Annotated in this window: 11 protein-coding genes and 1 riboswitch; of the genes, 2 read left to right on the forward strand and 9 right to left on the reverse strand. The window is 68.7% G+C overall.

Annotated elements, in window-relative coordinates; genetic code table 11:
- Together PKD06_RS14315 and PKD06_RS14320 are read right to left on the reverse strand one after the other, a co-directional pair.
- A partial coding sequence (locus PKD06_RS14315; protein WP_324381187.1) for a host attachment protein occupies positions 1-337 on the reverse strand: 337 nt, incomplete at its 3' end.
- Between the two features lie 124 nt (positions 338-461).
- On the reverse strand, positions 462-1,211 hold the full coding sequence (locus PKD06_RS14320; RefSeq protein ID WP_324381190.1) for a CBS domain-containing protein: 750 nt from the start codon (positions 1,209-1,211) through the stop codon (positions 462-464).
- Positions 1,212-1,665: 454 nt separating this feature from the next.
- On the opposite strand from PKD06_RS14320, the gene mgtA reads away from it, so the two are divergent.
- Both mgtA and PKD06_RS14330 read left to right on the forward strand, forming a co-directional pair.
- Positions 1,666-4,188: a magnesium-translocating P-type ATPase gene (gene mgtA, locus PKD06_RS14325; protein ID WP_324381192.1), complete on the forward strand. Its 2,523-nt coding sequence runs from the start codon at positions 1,666-1,668 to the stop codon at positions 4,186-4,188.
- 122 nt (positions 4,189-4,310) lie between these two features.
- A complete protein-coding gene (locus PKD06_RS14330; protein WP_324381194.1) occupies positions 4,311-6,623 on the forward strand; it encodes an HAD-IC family P-type ATPase in 2,313 nt (770 codons plus the stop codon).
- 353 nt (positions 6,624-6,976) lie between these two features.
- On the opposite strand, the gene atzF is transcribed toward PKD06_RS14330, so the two are convergent.
- The 7 genes from atzF to PKD06_RS14365 are packed head-to-tail and all read right to left on the reverse strand — an operon-like array spanning position 6,977 to position 16,515.
- Positions 6,977-8,767: an allophanate hydrolase gene (gene atzF / locus PKD06_RS14335; protein WP_324381196.1), complete on the reverse strand. Its 1,791-nt coding sequence runs from the start codon at positions 8,765-8,767 to the stop codon at positions 6,977-6,979.
- Positions 8,767-12,303, reverse strand: coding sequence for an urea carboxylase (gene uca / locus PKD06_RS14340; protein ID WP_324381198.1), 3,537 nt, complete (start codon positions 12,301-12,303; stop codon positions 8,767-8,769). The genes atzF and uca overlap by 1 nt, the downstream gene beginning before the upstream one ends.
- 2 nt (positions 12,304-12,305) lie before the next feature.
- The gene (locus PKD06_RS14345; RefSeq protein ID WP_324381200.1) at positions 12,306-12,956 is read right to left on the reverse strand and encodes an urea amidolyase associated protein UAAP2; all 651 of its coding nucleotides are present in this window, start codon (positions 12,954-12,956) and stop codon (positions 12,306-12,308) included.
- A 12-nt stretch (positions 12,957-12,968) separates the two neighbouring features.
- Positions 12,969-13,781 carry an urea amidolyase associated protein UAAP1 gene (locus tag PKD06_RS14350; RefSeq protein WP_324381203.1) on the reverse strand — a complete coding sequence of 271 codons (813 nt, stop codon included), beginning with the start codon at positions 13,779-13,781 and terminating at the stop codon, positions 12,969-12,971.
- Entirely contained in the window at positions 13,778-14,575 is a 798-nt protein-coding gene (locus tag PKD06_RS14355; RefSeq protein ID WP_324381205.1) for an ABC transporter ATP-binding protein, read from the reverse strand. Before PKD06_RS14355 ends, PKD06_RS14350 begins: the two co-directional genes overlap by 4 nt.
- Entirely contained in the window at positions 14,572-15,390 is an 819-nt protein-coding gene (locus PKD06_RS14360; RefSeq protein WP_324381207.1) for an ABC transporter permease, read from the reverse strand. Before PKD06_RS14360 ends, PKD06_RS14355 begins: the two co-directional genes overlap by 4 nt.
- A gap of 51 nt (positions 15,391-15,441) precedes the next feature.
- The gene (locus tag PKD06_RS14365; RefSeq protein ID WP_324381210.1) at positions 15,442-16,515 is read right to left on the reverse strand and encodes a putative urea ABC transporter substrate-binding protein; all 1,074 of its coding nucleotides are present in this window, start codon (positions 16,513-16,515) and stop codon (positions 15,442-15,444) included.
- A 68-nt stretch (positions 16,516-16,583) separates the two neighbouring features.
- A riboswitch (guanidine-I (ykkC/yxkD leader) is annotated at positions 16,584-16,693 on the reverse strand.
- Between the last annotated feature and the right edge of the window lie 383 nt (positions 16,694-17,076).

Raw genomic sequence — 17,076 nt, forward strand, 5'->3', positions numbered from 1 at the left:
GGAAGAGGACGCGCGGCGGCGCCACCAGGATGAGGGCTTTGATCGGCCGCAATCGATCGATCCCGTCAAGACGCTCGATCGAACTCTCGATGAAGACGGCCTCGTTCCTCAGGTGCGCGTCCACTGCTTCGACCGCGCTGCGACGTTCGTCATTGAAGACCCGCCCCGGCCGATCCGCCCCCTGCTCGTGAGCGCGGGGGTTGGGGGGAGCCGGCACTTCCTCCTCCACGCGCAGGCTTGGGGACGTCGCGCTTCCCTCATTCCTCAGAACAAGGGCTCTGCCGGCGTCGCAGACGAACACGACTCCATCGCGCGGAAGCTTCAGGTATGTGTTCATGTCTGGCTACTTCCCCGAGCCTGACCGGTAGCGCCGAAGCTCGCATGCCGAGCGATCGTGCGGCTTGATCTGGATCAGCGTGGCTCTATTGTCGAATTTTCTCTCGAATGAGGAAGAATTCCCCTTAAGCGGCGGAGGCTTTGTCCGCGTTCTCCTCGGCAAGGTCCTGGGGCGAGGGCAGGACCATTCCGGACATCGGCTCGATCCACATCAGGTGATCGTGGACCTCCTTCACGCCCCGCACGCCTTCGATCGCGACCTTGACAGCCTGCCGCTCGCGCTCGTCGGTGATCGAGCCGTGCAGCTCCACGACGCCGCTCGTGACCGATACCTCGATCAGCGCGGTCGGAATGCAGTCGCCTGCCGCTTCGAACGCCGCCTGAATATCGACCGCGATCTGGGAATCGGAACTCGGCTCGAACGTCGCTTGCGTGAAGCTCCGGCGCAGCGCACGGAGGATGTCGGCGCGCGTCACCATCCCGACGGGCCCGCCGTTCACGACGACGGGAACGCGCTTGATGCCCTCGCGGAGCATGAGCTCGACGATGTCCTCGAGCGTGCTGTCCTCGGATACGCTGTGCACCTCCGGCGTCATCACGTCCGCGACCTGCCGCCCGCGGGATCGCGCAAATTCCTCCGCGAGACGGCCCGGGCTGATCAGGAGCCGCAGCCAACGCGAATGCTTCGGCTGCGTGCCGAGCTCCTGGCGCCGGAGCAGGTCGCCTTCCGTCACGATGCCGACCAGCCGGCCCTCGTCGTCCACGACGGGAAGGCCGCTGAAGCAGCGATTCAACATGATCTCGATGGCTTGATCGACGGTCGCGTCGGATCTGATGCTGACGATAGGAGTCGTCATGATGTCGCGGGCTTTCATGACAAATCACTCCTCGACGAGAGCCCGGCGAGCGCCGGCAGAGAGACCATAGGAGCCTCTTCAGCTGTCGGGTTGATCTAAATCATTTGGATGGTCGGCTGCATATTCGTCAGGCTCCTCGTCGCGGCATTCTACGATTTCTTCCTGGCGGCCGCCGAGCCAGACCGCACGATCAGTCCTCCGAATCTCTGATCCATGAGACCGTGCCTCCAGGCGCGGCCCCGCGGATCGCGGAATGTCCCGAGGCCGGCCTCCGCCCACGGCAGCGTCGGCGGTGTGGGCCCTTGATGATCTCCTGATCCATGCGAGGCTGATCCAGGTCAATCCGGACAACCGCTTGCCGTGCGACTTCCAAAATGACCGGTCGGCCTTCGTGGAGGAGCGGAATTGGCACGCGCTCGAAGCCTCCGCATGGCGGAGCCGTGCTCGCTTCCGACGCGCGGGGGGCTGATGCATGAGTGGCGGGTCTGTCGACGATTTCCGGGAAGCGAGCGCCCTGGTTCTGCTCGAGAAATTGGGGACGTCGGCCGCTGGGCTGAGCGATGCCGAGGCACGGGCTCGCCTGAAGCGGGACGGGCCCAACATCGCCGTCACCAGCCTTCGGCGCGGATGGCCGATCAGGCTTCTCAAGCGTCTCACCGAGCCGCTCGTCGCGATGCTCCTCGTGGCCGCGCTGGTCGCGGGCGGGACCGGAGACTGGCAGAGCGCGGCCGTGATCGGCGTCATCGTCGTGGCCTCGATCCTGCTGGATCTCATCCAGGAATCGCAGGCCCAGAACGCCGTCGATGCGCTTCGGCACAGCGTCGCGGTCCGCGTCTGCGCGCGGCGCGGCGGGGCGCGGGCCGAGATTCCGACGCGGGACGTGGTGGCGGGCGATATCCTCGAGTTGCATGCCGGCGACCTCATCCCCGCCGACGGCGTAGTCGTCGAGGCACGCGACGCCCTCGCCGACGAGGCCGTGCTCACGGGCGAGCCCTACCCGGTCGAGAAGCGGGCCGGGCCGCCCGGCGAAGCGGCGGCCCTCTTCGGCGGCACGAGCCTGGTATCGGGAGAGGCTCTCATGCTCGTCGTGGCGACGGGGGCTCGCACGCGGCTCGGCGCGATCGCCCGCTCCATGCAGGCCCAGGAACCGCCGACGGCCTTCGAGCGGGGCGTCCACAATCTCGGCCTGCTCATCCTGCGGCTGACCGGCTTCCTCGTCCTGTTCGTCCTCCTGACGCAGTTGCTCCGTCACGGGCTCACCTTCGAGAGCTTCCTCTTCGCAGTGGCCCTGGCGGTCGGCCTGACGCCCGAGCTTCTGCCGATGATCATGACGGTCACGCTGGCGCGGGGCGCCATGCGGATGGCGCGACGCAAGGTCGTGGTGAAGCGGCTCTCCGCCATCCACGATCTCGGCGCCATGGATGTCTTGTGCACCGACAAGACCGGCACCCTCACCGAGGCCCGCATCGCCCATGTCGGCAGCTTCGATTGCGACGGCGCGGAAAGCCCGCGCGTCGCGGAATTGGCGCAGCTCAACAGCCGCTTCTGCGGCGGCCTGCGCAACAATCTCGACGCGGCGATCCTGGCCCGGGTGGGGGACGAGGCCGGAGACTGGACGTGCCTCGCCGACCTTCCCTTCGATTTCTCGCGCCGCCGCGCCTCGGTCCTGGTCAGGCGCGGGGAGGAGCGGATGATGATCGTCAAAGGGGCGCCCGAGGCGCTTCTGGATCTGTGCGGGAGCTGCGAGGACGAGCGGGGCGCCATTGTTCCCTTCGACGAGCGGCGGCGCGGCGAGGTCCTCGCCCTGATCGAGGCGAAGGGAGCCGATGGCCTGCGCCTGCTCGGCGTCGCCTATCGTCGTCTCGACTCGCAGGCCTGCGCGCTGACGCGGGAGGACGAGGCCGGGCTGGTCTTCGCCGGCTGCGCCGCCTTCCTCGATCCGCCGAAGGAATCGGCCGGACAGGCCATCGCCCGGCTCGCCGAGGCCGGCGTGCGGGTCAAGGTGATTTCCGGCGACGCCGCCCCCGTCGTGCGCCATCTGGCCGCCATGCTCGGATTGCCCGTCGCCGGGGTCATGACCGGCGAGGAGGTTGCGGCCCTCGGGGATTCGGCGCTCTCCGTCCAGGTGAACAACGTCGATCTGTTCGTCCGGGTCGCGCCGGAGCAGAAGGCGCGGATCGTGGCCGCCCTGCGCCGGGCGGGCCGCACGGTCGGCTATATCGGGGACGGCATCAACGACGCACCGGCGATCCATGCGGCCGATGTCGGCCTTTCGGTCGACGGAGGCACCGAGGTGGCCCGCGAGGCCGCGGCGATCGTCCTCCTCGCGCCGGACCTGAACGTGCTGGCGACAGGCATTCTCGAAGGCCGGCGCACCTATGCCAACATCATGAAATACGTGCGCATGGGCACGAGCTCGAATTTCGGCAACATGCTGTCGATGGCGCTCGCCTCGATGGTGCTGCCCTTCCTGCCGCTCAATCCCCTGCAGATCCTCGTCAACAACATGCTCTACGACCTCTCGGAGGTCGGCATTCCCTTCGACGAGGCCGATCCGCGCGACCTTCGCAAGCCCCAAAGCTGGGACACGGGCGCGATCCTGCGCTTCACGCTGATCATGGGGCCGCTGTCGTCCCTCTTCGATGCGGCGACCTTCGCGCTCCTGCTGGGCGTCTTCCACGTCGGGGTCGAGCAGTTCCGCACGGCGTGGTTCGTCGAATCGATCGCGACGCAGATCCTCGTCATCTTCGTCATCCGCACCTCGGCGCGATGCTGGACGAGCCGCCCGCATCCGCTGCTCGTGACGAGTTCCCTCGGCGCGCTCGCGCTCGCGCTTCTGCTGGCGCTGACGCCCTTGGGGACGCTCTTCGCCTTCGTCCCGCTTCCGGCGGGCTTGCTGCTCGCGGTGGCCGGGATTGCGGCCCTCTACCTGGCGCTGGCGGAAGCGCTCAAGCCGCTGGCCGTGAAAGGGCGAGTGTCACGACCAACGAAGTGAAGCCGAGCATGCAGATGCCGGCTCAGATCGGCCAAGAGATATATCAGAGAATGACGGGTTTTCTCAAACCGGGCACGCTGGTTTCGAATGTCGCCGCGTGGAACGGGAGCGGAGGAGCGAGCGTGACGCTTGGTCTGTCGGAAGAGGAGGCGGCACGCCGGCTTTCTCGGATCGGACCCAACGAGGTGGCGTCGGAAGAGGAACACCCGGTCCGACGCGCGCTGCGCCATTTCTGGTCGCCGGTGCCCTGGATGCTGGAGATCACCATCGTCCTGCAGCTCGCGGCCGGCGAGCGGCTGGAGGCGGCCATGGTCGGGGCGCTCCTGGCCGTCAACGTCCTGCTCGGCATCGTCCAGGAAGGACGCGCGAGCGCCACGCTTTCCCTGCTCCGTCAGCGCCTGGCACCGAAAGCGCGGCTTCGGCGCGACGAAAAATGGTCCGATTCCCCGGCATCGGTGCTGGTTCCCGGCGATGTCGTCCAGCTGACCCTCGGCGCCATCGTGCCGGCCGACGTGCGGATTCTGTCGGGCTCGGTTCTCCTGGATCAGTCGATGCTGACCGGCGAATCCGTCGCCGCGGAGCAGCAGGCGGGAGCGACGGCCTATGCCGGCGCCCTGGTCCGGCGGGGCGAGGCGATCGCCGAAGTGGTGGCGACCGGCGCCCGCACCTATTTCGGCCGCACCGCCGAACTGGTCCGGACGGCGGATGTCGAAAGCAGCGAGCAGAAGGCGGTTCTCGGCGTCGTCAAGGCGCTGACCGCCGTCAATATGGCGATCGTCGTCGCCATGGTCGCCTATGCCCATGCGATCGGCATGACCGTCGCGCAGATCGTCCCGCTCGTGCTGGCGGCGCTTCTCTCCGCCGTGCCCGTCGCCATGCCGGTGGTGTTCACCTTGGCGGCGACGGTCGGCGCCCGCAAGCTCGCCCAGGAGGGCGTCCTCCTCGCCCGGCTGTCGGCCTTGCAGGAAGCCGCGATGATCGACGTGCTGTGCGTCGACAAGACCGGGACGCTCACCGAGAACAATCTCGGCGTGGGCCGTCTCGTGCCGTTGGGCGCGGAGGTCAGCGAAGGCATGCTGCTCGCCCGCGCGAGCGCCGCAAGCTCGACCGACGGGCAGGACCCGGTCGACGCGGCCATCCGCGCGGCCGCCGCCCGATTCGCCGCGCCGTCGCCGAAAGTCCTCCGCTTCACGCCTTTCGACCCGGCCGCGAAAATGGCGGAGGCGGTCGTGGCCGGGCCGAACGGGGAGGAGATCCGCATCGCCAAGGGCTCGCCCCTCGCGATCTCCGCCCTCGCGCCCATGACGCCCGAGGTCGAGGCGGCGCAGACCGCCCTGAGCGCGGAAGGCTATCGCGTGCTGGCCGTCGCGGCCGGCAGCGGCGGCCGCATGGGCGTCATCGGCCTGATCGGCTTGAGCGATCCGCCCCGCGCGGATTCCAGAGCCCTCCTCGGCGATCTGAAGGCGCTCGGGATCGCACCTGTCATGATCACCGGCGATACCGCGCAGACGGCTGCCACCATCGCCCGCGCCATCGGATTGGACGGGCCGGTCTGCCCGGCCGGCCACGTCCCGGAACAGGCCGCGCCCGCCGATTACGCGGTCTATGCCGGTGTCTTTCCAGAGGACAAGTTCAAGCTGGTCCGCGCCTTCCAGAGCGGGGGCCATGCCGTCGGCATGTGCGGGGACGGAGCCAACGATGCGCCGGCGCTGCGCCAGGCGCAGATGGGGATCGCGGTCTCGAGCGCCACCGATGTCGCCAAGTCGGCGGCGGGGCTCGTGCTGACCGAGCCGGGCCTGCGCGGCATCCTCGCCTGTATCGAAGAGGGAAGAGCCGCGTTCCGCCGTGTCCTCACCTTCACGTTGAGCATGCTGGTCAACAAGGCGGTGACGCTGATCGTCATGGGCGGCGGGCTGGTGATGACCGGCCATGCCGTGATGACGCCCTTGCTCCAGGTGCTCTGGATGCTGACGAGCGACATCGCGATGATGGCTCGCGCCGGCGACCGGGCGAAGCCCACTCCCTATCCCAATGCCTGGCGCATCCGCGAGCTGACGCTCGCCGCCATTCCGCTCGGCGCCACGAAGCTGATCTACGCCATGACGGTGCTGGCGCTCGGCTGGTTCCGGGTGGGGCTGGATGCCGAGACGATGCGCAGCCTGACCTTTCTCACGCTCGTGCTCGCCGGCCAGGCCACCAGCCTCGTGCTGCGCGAGCGGGAGCATGTCTGGCAGTCCCGCCCCGGCGGCGTGCTGCTCGCCGCGATGGCGGTCGCGGTGGCTGTCGCCACCATCTTCGCGGGGATGGGCTGGTTCATGGCGCCGCTGCCGGTCTGGCTGCTGCTCGCGCTTTATGGAGCGACCCTGGGCTTTGGCCTGCTCTTGGATACAGTGAAAGTCGCAGTTCTGCGTCGACTGCCGATCGACCGGCGATAATCACGCGCCATTCTGCTGCTTGCCATTGAACCCGGAGCGCCTGCCGAAAACATCGTCTCCTTCACGCTGGTCCGGACCCCGTCGGCGTGGTCACGGTTGCCACGACGACCCGGGAATGGTCCGATAAACAGGGAATTCACTATCTCCCAGTGGCGCAGTCGCTCGGTGAACATCTTGGATCGGGCCTCTTGGACTCAAGATGCCTGCCGATATGGAGTCTTGTTTCCTTCTTCGGGGAAGAAACCGAAGAGGCAGGTCGTGTGCTCGTGATTGCCAGCGCTTTGGCCGTCAATCCATCGCGGACCAAACCTCCAATGTAGAGCAACCAACGTCGTGCAGAGTTCATCGGCACATCACCTGCTTTGAGCATAGGCACGCCAGCCTCCCAGTTCCGTGATCTCCTCCGCGCCCGCGACCCCATGGGCCTCGCAGAGGAAGCCCGAGGCGCTCGTGCCGTCGCTCAGGCTTATTTTTCCGATCCCCAGGGGAGCCGGGATGCGCGAGACGAAGGCGCCGAAGGCATCCGGCGGCAGCAACCAGACCTCGACGACAATGCCCGGTCCCTGGAAGCCGGGCTCGCGGAGGAGGCCGGGCTTGGCGGGCCGCGTGCCGGGCAGCACGAAGAGCCGGTACTCGGCGGAGGTCCGGGCTTCCCGGACGAGACGACCGCCCGCTGTGGTCAATTCGTGGTTCAGCGGCATGCCGGTCAGATGCGCGCCGACGACCACGATCGGGATGCGATCGTCGGGCACAGGCTGCACCCTGCTCTCCTCCGAAAGGACGGCGGAAAGCTCCCGGCCCATGCCGGGCGCCGCGGCGCGATGCAGGGCATCGGCGACCGGCGCGAGCGCGTCGTCGCTGAAGGCGGGACCGACGAGCATGATCCCGGCCGACAGGCCGTTCTCGCCGAAGCCGGCCGGGATCGCGATGGCCGCGCAATCGAGCAGGTTGCAGAAATTTGTGTAGCGTCCGAAGCGGGCGTTGCGGCCGATCGGATCCGCCCGCATCTGCGCGACCGTGCAGGTGGTCGGCGAGGTCGGCAGCATCAGGATATCCGCCTTCGCCCATTCGGCCTCGGTCCGCCGGCGCAGTTGCTCCAGGCGGTAGCGGCCCTTGAAGGCGTCGGCGGCGGTCATGCGTCCGGCGCCTTCGATGATGGCGCGCACGACGGGGTCGAAATCGGCTGCGTTGGTCGCGAGGAACGCCCCGAGGGCGGCGAGACGCTCGGCGACCCAGGGCCCGTCGTAGAGCAGAGCCGCCGCCTCGCGGAACGGGGCATAGTCGAACGGCACGATCGTCGCGCCGAGGGACCTCGCCCGCTCGACGGCCCGGTCGTAGAGCGCCTCGACCTCCCGGTCGCCGAAGAACTCGCGCTCGTCCCCGTCCAGGATGCCGATCCGCAGGCCGGAGGCCGGCAGGCGGACCGGACGGGCCCGGCGCGAGAATTCGTCCTGCGAATCGAACCCCTCCATGATCCGGCGCACCGCGACGCCGTCGCCGACGGTCGTGGAGAAGACGGTCAGGCAATCGAGGCTCTTGCAGGCCGGCACGGTCCCGGTGATCGGGACGAGGCCGGGGGTCGGCTTGATGCCCACGATATTGTTGAAGGCTGCCGGCACGCGGCCCGATCCGGCCGTGTCCGTCCCGAGCGCGAAGGCGGCGAGCCCGGCCGCGACGGCGACGGCCGAGCCGGAACTCGAGCCGCCGGAGACGTAATCGGCATCGAAGACCGAACGGGGCGCGCCGTAGGGCGAGCGCGTGCCGTTCAGGCCGGTCGCGAACTGGTCGAGATTGGTCTTGCCGACGACCAGCGCGCCGGCCGCCCTCAGGCGCGCGACGGCGGTCGCATCCCTTTGCGGCAGATAGGAAAAGGTCGGGCAGGCCGCCGTGGTCGGCAGCCCCGCGACGTCGATATTGTCCTTGACCGCGAAGGGCACGCCCCAGAGCGGGAGGCTGTCGGGCGCGCAATCCATCAGCTCGCGTGCCGCCGCCCGCAGCCGGTCGTCCGGCGTCGGCGTGATGAAGATGGCCGGATCGGTCGCGGCGCGGCGGCGCGCGATGATCTCCTCGGCAACCTCCAGCGGCGTCGCGCCCGAGGCATAGGCCCGCCGCAGGCTCGGCAGGTCGAGGATCGGCGGCAGCATCAGACGGCCTCCAGGACGGCGATGATCTCGCCGGCCTTGACGTTTCGTCCGGGCCCGACGCGCAATTCGCGCACGCGGCCGGCCTCGTGGGCGATCACGTCGATCTCCATCTTCATGGATTCGATGATGGCGAGCCTGTCGCCCGCCGCGACGGCCGTCCCCGGCTCGACGAGGAGCTTCCAGATATTGCCCGGAACCGCGCTCTCGATCCCGAAGCAGCCATCCGGAATGTCGCCCGCCGGGCCCGCGGCTCCGCCCTCCTCGGCGACGAAGCTGTCGAGCCCCTCCTCCTTCCAGCGCCGGCGCTCGGCCTCGAAAGCGGCCTGCTGCACGGATTTGAAGGCCGCGATCGAAGCCGCGTTCGTCGCAAGCTCGCGCTCGTAGGCCGCATAGGAGAATTCGGTCTCCTCGATGCGGACCGGATAGGCGCCGTGCGGAAAGGCCGCGCGCGCTTCGGCCAGTTCTCCGTGCGAGACCGGGAAGAAGCGGATCTGGTCGAAGAAATCGAGCAGCCAGGGCTTGCCCGGCGCGAAGACCGGGGTCGTGCGCCACGTGTTCCACATCTGGATGGTGCGGCCGAAGAGCTGGTATCCGCCCGGCCCCTCCATGCCGTAGATGCACATATAGGCGCCGCCGATGCCGACGGCGTTTTCCGGCGTCCAGGTGCGGGCCGGGTTGTACTTGGTCGTCACCAGGCGATGGCGCGGATCGACGGGGGTGGCGACCGGAGCGCCCAGATAGACGTCGCCGAGGCCCATCACGAGATAGCTCGCGTCGAAGACGACGTCCTTCACCGCCTCCTCGTCCGCGAGCCCGTTGATGCGGCGGATGAACTCGATATTCGACGGGCACCAGGGCGCGTTCGGGCGCACCAGCTCCTGGTATTTCCGCATCGCCAGCACCGCGTCCGGATCGTTCCAGGACAGCGGCAGATGCACGATGCGGCTCGGCACCCTCACATCCTGCGCCGGGGGCAGGCTCGCCTCGATCTCACCGAGCAGGCCCAGGAGGCGGGAGCGCGTCAGGGCCGTGCCGTCATAGTGAATCTGAAGCGAGCGGATGCCGGGCGTCAGGTCGATCAGGCCCGGCACGTGCTCGCCGCCGAGCGCCTGCATCAGGAGATGCACGCGCAGCCGCAGCGCGATGTCGAGCGCCATCGGACCGTATTCGACGAGAAGGTTGTCGTCGCCCTGCCGGCGGTAGACGACAGGCACCGGGCCCGCATCCGAGGCGCCGACGATGGGCGAGCCGGCTTCCGGCGGGGCTCTCCGCACGGCCGGGCCGGCGATCGGGTCCTCCGCCCGCGCCAGCGGATGGAAGCGGATCGTGTCGCCCGGCCGGAACTGCCCCATCTTCCATTGCTCGTCCCGCGCGATGACGGCCGGGCAGACGAAGCCGCCGAGGCTCGGCCCGTCCGGGCCGAGGATGATCGGCATGTCGCCCGTGAAGTCGATCGCGCCGACCGCATAGGCGTTGTCGTGCAGGTTCGAGGGATGCAGTCCCGCCTCGCCGCCGTCGCTGCGGGCCCATTTCGGCACGGGGCCGATGAGCCGCACCCCGGTCCGGGCGCTGTTGAAATGGACCTCATAAGGCGCCGAGAACAGGGTCTCGACATCCTCGTCCCGGAAGAAGTCCGGCGCGCCGTGCGGGCCGTAGACGACGCCGACGCTCCACTCCCTTGTCAGCGGCGCCGGGGCGCCGGGCGAGCGGAGGCCGGCCTGTTCGGCGCGCGCGAGATGCAGCACGTGGCCCGTCTTCAGCGTGCCGGTCGCGTTGCCGCCGAACCGGCCGAGCCCGAAGGTCGCGCGCGAGCCGAGCACGACGGGCGCCGCGAAGCCGCCGCGGACGGCGAGATAGGCGCGCTGGCCGGCCCCCTCGATGGAGCCGACGGCCAGGGTCTGGCCGGCCCGGACCTCGAACGCGGCATCGTGAGGGACAGGCTCGCCGTCGAGCGCGAGCCGCATCCGCGCGCCTGACAACGCCACCGTCGCGCCGGAATGGAAGCGCAGCGTCGGGCCCGACACGGCCAGTTCGAGCGCGGCGGTCTCGTCGGCATTGCCGGCGAGCCGATTCGCGTGGCGGAACGAGCGCTCGTCCATCGGGCCGCTCGGCGGCACTCCGACATGCCAGAGGCCGAGCCGGCCCGGCAGTTCCTGAAGGCTCGATTGCGCACCGGGCGCCAGCACCTCGACGAGATCCGGCTCGAAGACGAAATCGCGCAGGGCCGTCGTCGCCACCTTGCCGCTCGCCAGCAGCGGCGAGGCCGCGATGGCGCGCAGGTAGTCGAGATTGGTCTCGATGCCGGAAATGGAGATCGCGGCCAAAGCCGCCCGGAGCTTCTCGATCGCGCCCTGCCTGTCCTTGGCCGCGACGATCACCTTGGCGAGCATCGGATCGTAGAAAGCCGTGACCTCCGTGCCGGTCTCGATCCAGCCGTCGACGCGGACATCGTCGGGGAACCTCACCTCGGTCAGCAGCCCGGCGCTCGGACGGAAATTCGCGTGCGGCATCTCGGCATAGACCCGCACCTCCATGGCCGCGCCCGCGGGTTTCAGCGCCTCGGCTCCGTCGAGCACGGGCTCGCCGGCCGCCTGTCGGATCATCCATTCGACGAGATCGACACCGAATACCGCCTCGGTGACCGGATGCTCGACCTGAAGACGCGTATTCACTTCGAGGAAATAGAATTCCTCGCGCTGCGGGTCGTAGATGAATTCCACCGTGCCGGCGGATTCATAGGCGACCGACCGGCCGAGATCGATTGCGGCCCGGTGCAGGCGGGCCCGCACGGCGTCCGAGAGGCCCGGCGCGGGCGTCTCCTCGACGACCTTCTGGTTGCGCCGCTGGAGCGAGCAGTCGCGCTCGCCGAGCGCCACGACCCGGCCCCGGCCGTCGCCGAAGATCTGCACCTCGACATGCCGGGCCTCGGCCACGAAACGCTCGATATAGACCCGCGCATCCCCGAAGCTCGCCCGCGCGGTGCGCTGGACGCTGTCGAAGGAGGCGCGGAGCCGGTCGGGATCGGCGCAGAGCTGCATGCCGATGCCGCCGCCGCCCGCCGTGCTCTTGAGCATCACCGGATAGCCTACGGCCTCGGCGACCCGCAGCGCCTCGTCCGCGCTGTCGAGGAGGCCGCTTCCGGGCAGGAGCGGCACGCCGCTCGCCCTCGCCAGTTCGCGCGCGGTGTGCTTGAGGCCGAAGGCCGAGAGATGCTCGGGCCGCGGGCCGACGAACCTGATCCCCGCCTCGGCGAGCCGCTCCGCGAAGACGATATTCTCGGACAGGAAGCCGTAGCCCGGATGCACCGCCTCGGCGCCGGTCGCCCGGCAGGCGGCGATCACGGCCTCGACGTCGAGATAGCTCTCGCTCGCCGGGGCCGGGCCGATGCAGACGGCCTCGTCCGCCATCAGCGTCGCCATGGCGAAGCGGTCGGCCTCGGAATGGACGGCGACCGAGGCGATGCCCATCTTGCGCAGCGTGCGGATGACGCGGACGGCGATCTCGCCGCGATTGGCGATCAGGACCTTGCGGAACATGCTCAGACTCCCGCGTCCCAGACGAGGACCCGGATGGGCGTCGGGTCGAAGCCGTTGCAGGGATTGTTGATCTGCGGGCAGTTCGAGATGACGCACAGCACGTCCATCTCCGCCACCATCTCGACATGGTCGCCCGGCGCCGAGATGCCGTCGACGATCGTCATCTCGCCGCTCGGCTTGATCGGCACGTTCATGAAGAAGTTGATGTTCGGCGCGATGTCGCGCTTGCCCATGCCGTGCTTGGTCACCTCGACGAGGAAGTTCTCCCGGCAGGCGTGCAGGTATTTCGCCGCCTGGCCGAAGCGCACCGTGTTGCTTTCGCAGGAGCAGGCTCCGGCGCTGGTGTCGTGGCGGCCGCAACTGTCGGCCGTCATGCGCAGCATGACGCGGCCCTCGTTCGACATGAGCCGCGTGCCGGTGCCGATATAGGCGGCGTTCTGGGCGCGCATCGTGTCCTGGCTCGAATAGCGCTCGGAGAAGTCGTCGGCGCGATAGAACAGCGTGTCGATCGCCTGCTGGCCGTAGGTGTCCTCGATCCGCACGGTCTGGCCCTTGCGGATCACGCCCGACCAGGGCGCCTCGGCCGGGATGAGGTGGATCTGGGCCGCGCTCTCGGGCGTGCGCGCGGGCGAGGTCTGGATGAAGGTGGCCATCGAACGTCTCTCTCAGGCAGCCGCGAAGGCGTTGTTCTCGAAGCCGCGCGCGGCTTCGGGCGTCGCGGTGCGGCAGAGATCCTCCGCTTCCGCCTCGGGCGCCCGGAAGCGCGTCACCGTCACCGGCCTCGGCCGGTAATCGGGATCGGGGTCCAGCGGATGGGGGCAGTTGGAGAAGCCGACGACGAGATCCATCTCCGCGCGCAGCTCGACGTAATCCTCAGCCTGAAGCAATTCGGGCCGCCAGCGGAAGGCTCCCTCCTCGTCGACCCGCACCGGCGCGAACAGGCTGAGGACGGCCGGAATGTCGCGGCGCTGCAGCCCGAGCTTTCCGGCCAAGAGGGCGAAGTTGTCGCGCGTGTTGCGGGTCGCGGCGTCTGCGTAGCGCCGGTTGGTGGCGGCGGTGGAGCCGCCCATGAGGCAATCATGGGCGCCGCTGCTGTCCTCGGTCACCGAGAACATGACCCGCCCCATATCCGAGAAGATGACGCGCCCCTTGCCGATCGCCGTCGTCCACTGGACCTTGACGGTGTCGGGCAGGTTGAGCCGCTCGCTCGGATCCGCCGCGCTCCAGGCGACCAGCGCGACCGATCCTCCCGCCGAGCGGATGCGGACGGCCTCGCCGGCGAGGAGCCGGGTCGACCAGTACCAGCCGCCCGGGATCGCCTCCTCGTGGACGATGCGCGCGGGCTCGATGGCCGGCGCCGGCAGGGGGCTCGGCTGCGGCAGGGCCTTCGGCGCGAAGTCCAGCCCCTTCCTCTGATGCTCCTCGTATCGCGCGCGGTTGGCGGCGATCTCTTCCGGCGAACGCCTGACATGCGTCATGCTTGCACTCCTGTGGAACGGATGGCCGGACCGGCCCAGTCCGGGCTGAAGGGGGAGGTTTCGCCGGCGAGCCGCGGCGGCCAGATCGCGATGTCCTTGGTGATCGTCGCGCCGTAGCGCAGCTTCTCTTCCTCGCGGTCGCGCGGTCGCTCGAAGGCGACGACGCGGGTGGCGAGCGTGAAGGCCTCGCGCATGTCGTGCGTGACCATCACGACGGTCATCGCGTTCTCGTTCCAGAGCCGCTTCATCAGGACGTGGATGTCGGCCCGGATGCCGGGATCGAGCGCGCCGAAAGGCTCGTCCAGCAGGAGGACCCTCGGCTTCATGATCAGGGCCTGAGCGAGCGCGAGGCGCTGCTGCATCCCGCCGGAGAGCTGCGCGGGATACTTGCCCTCCGCGCCGGCGAGGCCGACCTCGGCGATGAGATGGCGCGCCTCCTCCTCGGCCGCGCGCCGCCGGGCCCCGAAGAGCTTCCCGGTGAGCCGGGAGGACGAGAACTCCCGGCCGAGCACGACGTTGCCGAGCACGCTGAGATGCGGAAAGACGGAGTAGCGCTGAAAGACGACGCCCCGGCCGGCTCCCGGCTCCGGCGGCAGCGGCGCGCCGTCGAGGCGGATCGTGCCGCGTGTCGGGCGCTCCTGGCCGAGGATCAGGCGCAGGAAGGTCGACTTGCCGCAGCCCGACGGTCCCACGAGCGCGACGAAGGCCCGCGAGGCGACCGTCAGCGACACGTTCTCAAGGACGATCTGGTCGCCGTATTCCTGCCAGACCTTGTCGATGACGATCTCGCTCATGCCTGCTTCTCCAGGTCAGACCAGGGGAAGAGGCCCGCGCGAAGCCGATCGAGCAGGTCGTTCATCAGGATCGCGAGCAGCGTGATCCAGAGGACGTAGGGAAAGATCACGTCCATCGCGAGATAGCGGCGTACGAGGAAGATGCGGTAGCCGAGGCCGGAATCGGCCGAGATCGCCTCGGCCGCGATGAGGAACAGCCAAGCTGCGCCGAGCTGGAGCCTGAGGCAGGTGATCAGACGCGGCATGACCTGCGGGAGCACGACCCGCATGGCGATCTGCCAGGACGAGGCGCCGAGCGTCTCGGCCTTGACGATCTGCTCGCGCGGCAGTTCGAGGGCGCGCAGGACGAGGTCGCGAACCATCGCGGGCGCGATGCCGATCGCGATCAGGACGATCTTGGACGCCTCGCCGAGGCCGAGGGCGATGAACAGGATCGGCAGGAGCGCCAGCGGCGGCACCATGGAGATCGCCGTGACGAAGGGCGCAAGCAGCGCCCGCATGTAGGGGAGCATCCCGACCAGCATGCCCAACACCAGGGCGGTCGCCGTCGCGATGCCGACGCCCGACAGGAGACGCAGAAGCGAGGCGGCCGTGTCGGACCAGAGCAGGATGTCGCCGGTGCGCGGGTCGGGCAGGAAGGCGAGGCGGTTGACCGTGGCCGCGAAGGTCGAGAGCGCGGGCAGGAGCTTGTCGTTCGGGTTCTCCGCGAGCCGCGTCGCCGAGCCGATCGTGTAGGCCAGGAGGAGAGCCAGGAACGGGAGGGAGCCCAGCGCGAGCTTCGCTCCCCGGCTCGGATGGAGGTTGATCCAGCGCATGGCGGCTTTTCCGATGGCGGGCGGGCGCGGACGCGCCGCCGGGCGGCCGGGTCAGAGGGCGCCCTCGGCGGCGGCCCTCATGTAGGTGTCGGTGAAGCGCAGCTTCACGTTGCCCGGCGTGCCGAGGATCTTGCCGCCCGGCAGCTCGATGCCAATCACGTCAGCCGAGGGAGCGCCGTTTCCGAGCAGGTTCTTCGAGAACAGGAAGTTGCGGACGAGGTCCATGGTCGTCGCGAGGCTCGGCGAGGTCGTGAAGGCGACTGCGTCGGCCGGCTTGTCGAACAGCTTGGTCGCGGCGAGCTGGGCGTCGAAGCCGGCGAGATCGGTGCCGGAAGCCCTTCCCATCTCGGCCCGTGCGGCCTCGCCTTCCTTGGTCTGCGCCACCGTGAGCGCCACGGTCTCGTACCAGATCCCGGCAAGAGCCTTGCCGAAATTCGGATTGTCCTTGAGCACGCTCGTCTTGGCGACCATCAGGTCGATGATCTCGCCCGGGATCTGGGAGGAATCGAACACTTTCCTCGCCTTGGGGTTCGACAGGATCGTCGAGACGAGCGGGTTCCAGGTCACCGTCGCGGTCACGGTGGGCGTCTCGAAGGCGCCGACGATGTCGGCATCGGACGTGTTGACGACCTTCACGTCGCGCTCCTTCAGCTTGACGCTGTCGAGCGCGCGGGCGAGCAGATAGTGCGAGACCGAGAACTCGACCAGGTTGATGCCCTGGCCGGCGATGGAGGCGAGGTCGGGCTTGTCCTTCAGGATGACCGCGTCGTTGCCGTTGGAGAAGTCGCCGACGATGACCGCGGTGGTGTCGACCCCGCCGGCGGCCGGAATGGACAGCCCGTCCATATTGGTCAGGGTGACGGCGTCGAAGGCGCCGGCCGTATATTGATTGACCGACTCGACGTAGTCGTTGAACTGCCTCACCTCGATGGCGATGCCGTATTTGTCGGCCCATTTCTTGACGATGCCGTGGCTGTCCGCATATCCCCACGGCATCCATCCGGCATAGATCGACCAGGCGACTTTGAAGCTCTTCTTTGCTTGAGCCGAGGCCCCGGTGGCCGCGCCCGCGACCGTCGCGGCGGCAAGAACCGATACGGCAAAGATCTTCCGAAGCCTGCGCATGCCTTCCCCTCTCGAACGTCATGAAGGGAATAGCGAAGACGACGCTCGCCAATCCCTTGGCCAACGAGGTCTCCCGGGCTTTTGTCCCGCCGTGCACCCGGTGGGATGTCTCCCGCACCGGAGGTTGCTCTCGGACCAGCCACGCTCGACGAGCGCCGGAACCCTAGCCACCAAACTCTGCCCAGGGCACCGCAAGCCCTGTGCCAGTCGCGGCGGCGCTCGGCATCCGGCGCCGAATCCGGCTGTTCCGCTCCCGCGGATCACTCTGGCGAGAGGCGGCCGATTTCTCGCGGGATCCGTCTCGGAGGCGGCGATTTCAACTGTGGCCGGATTGTGACAACACGGTGCGGCCGCTTTCGGCAGCAGACACTTTGCCTAATAAGGCAGCAACTGCACGCAATTTCGCGTCGCACAATCCCGAAGCGCTCCACAAGGCTGGCCCCCATTCGAGCGAGATCGTCGGCGGGGCAGAGGATGAAGCGGGGCGTGGTATTTTCCTTGGCAATGGGCGGGGCGCTCGCGCTCGGCGCGGAACCGGCTCGGTCCGCCGACGCTCCGGCC

Source organism: Enterovirga sp., from assembly GCF_035325185.1.
In the GTDB taxonomy this organism is placed as follows: domain Bacteria; phylum Pseudomonadota; class Alphaproteobacteria; order Rhizobiales; family Beijerinckiaceae; genus Enterovirga.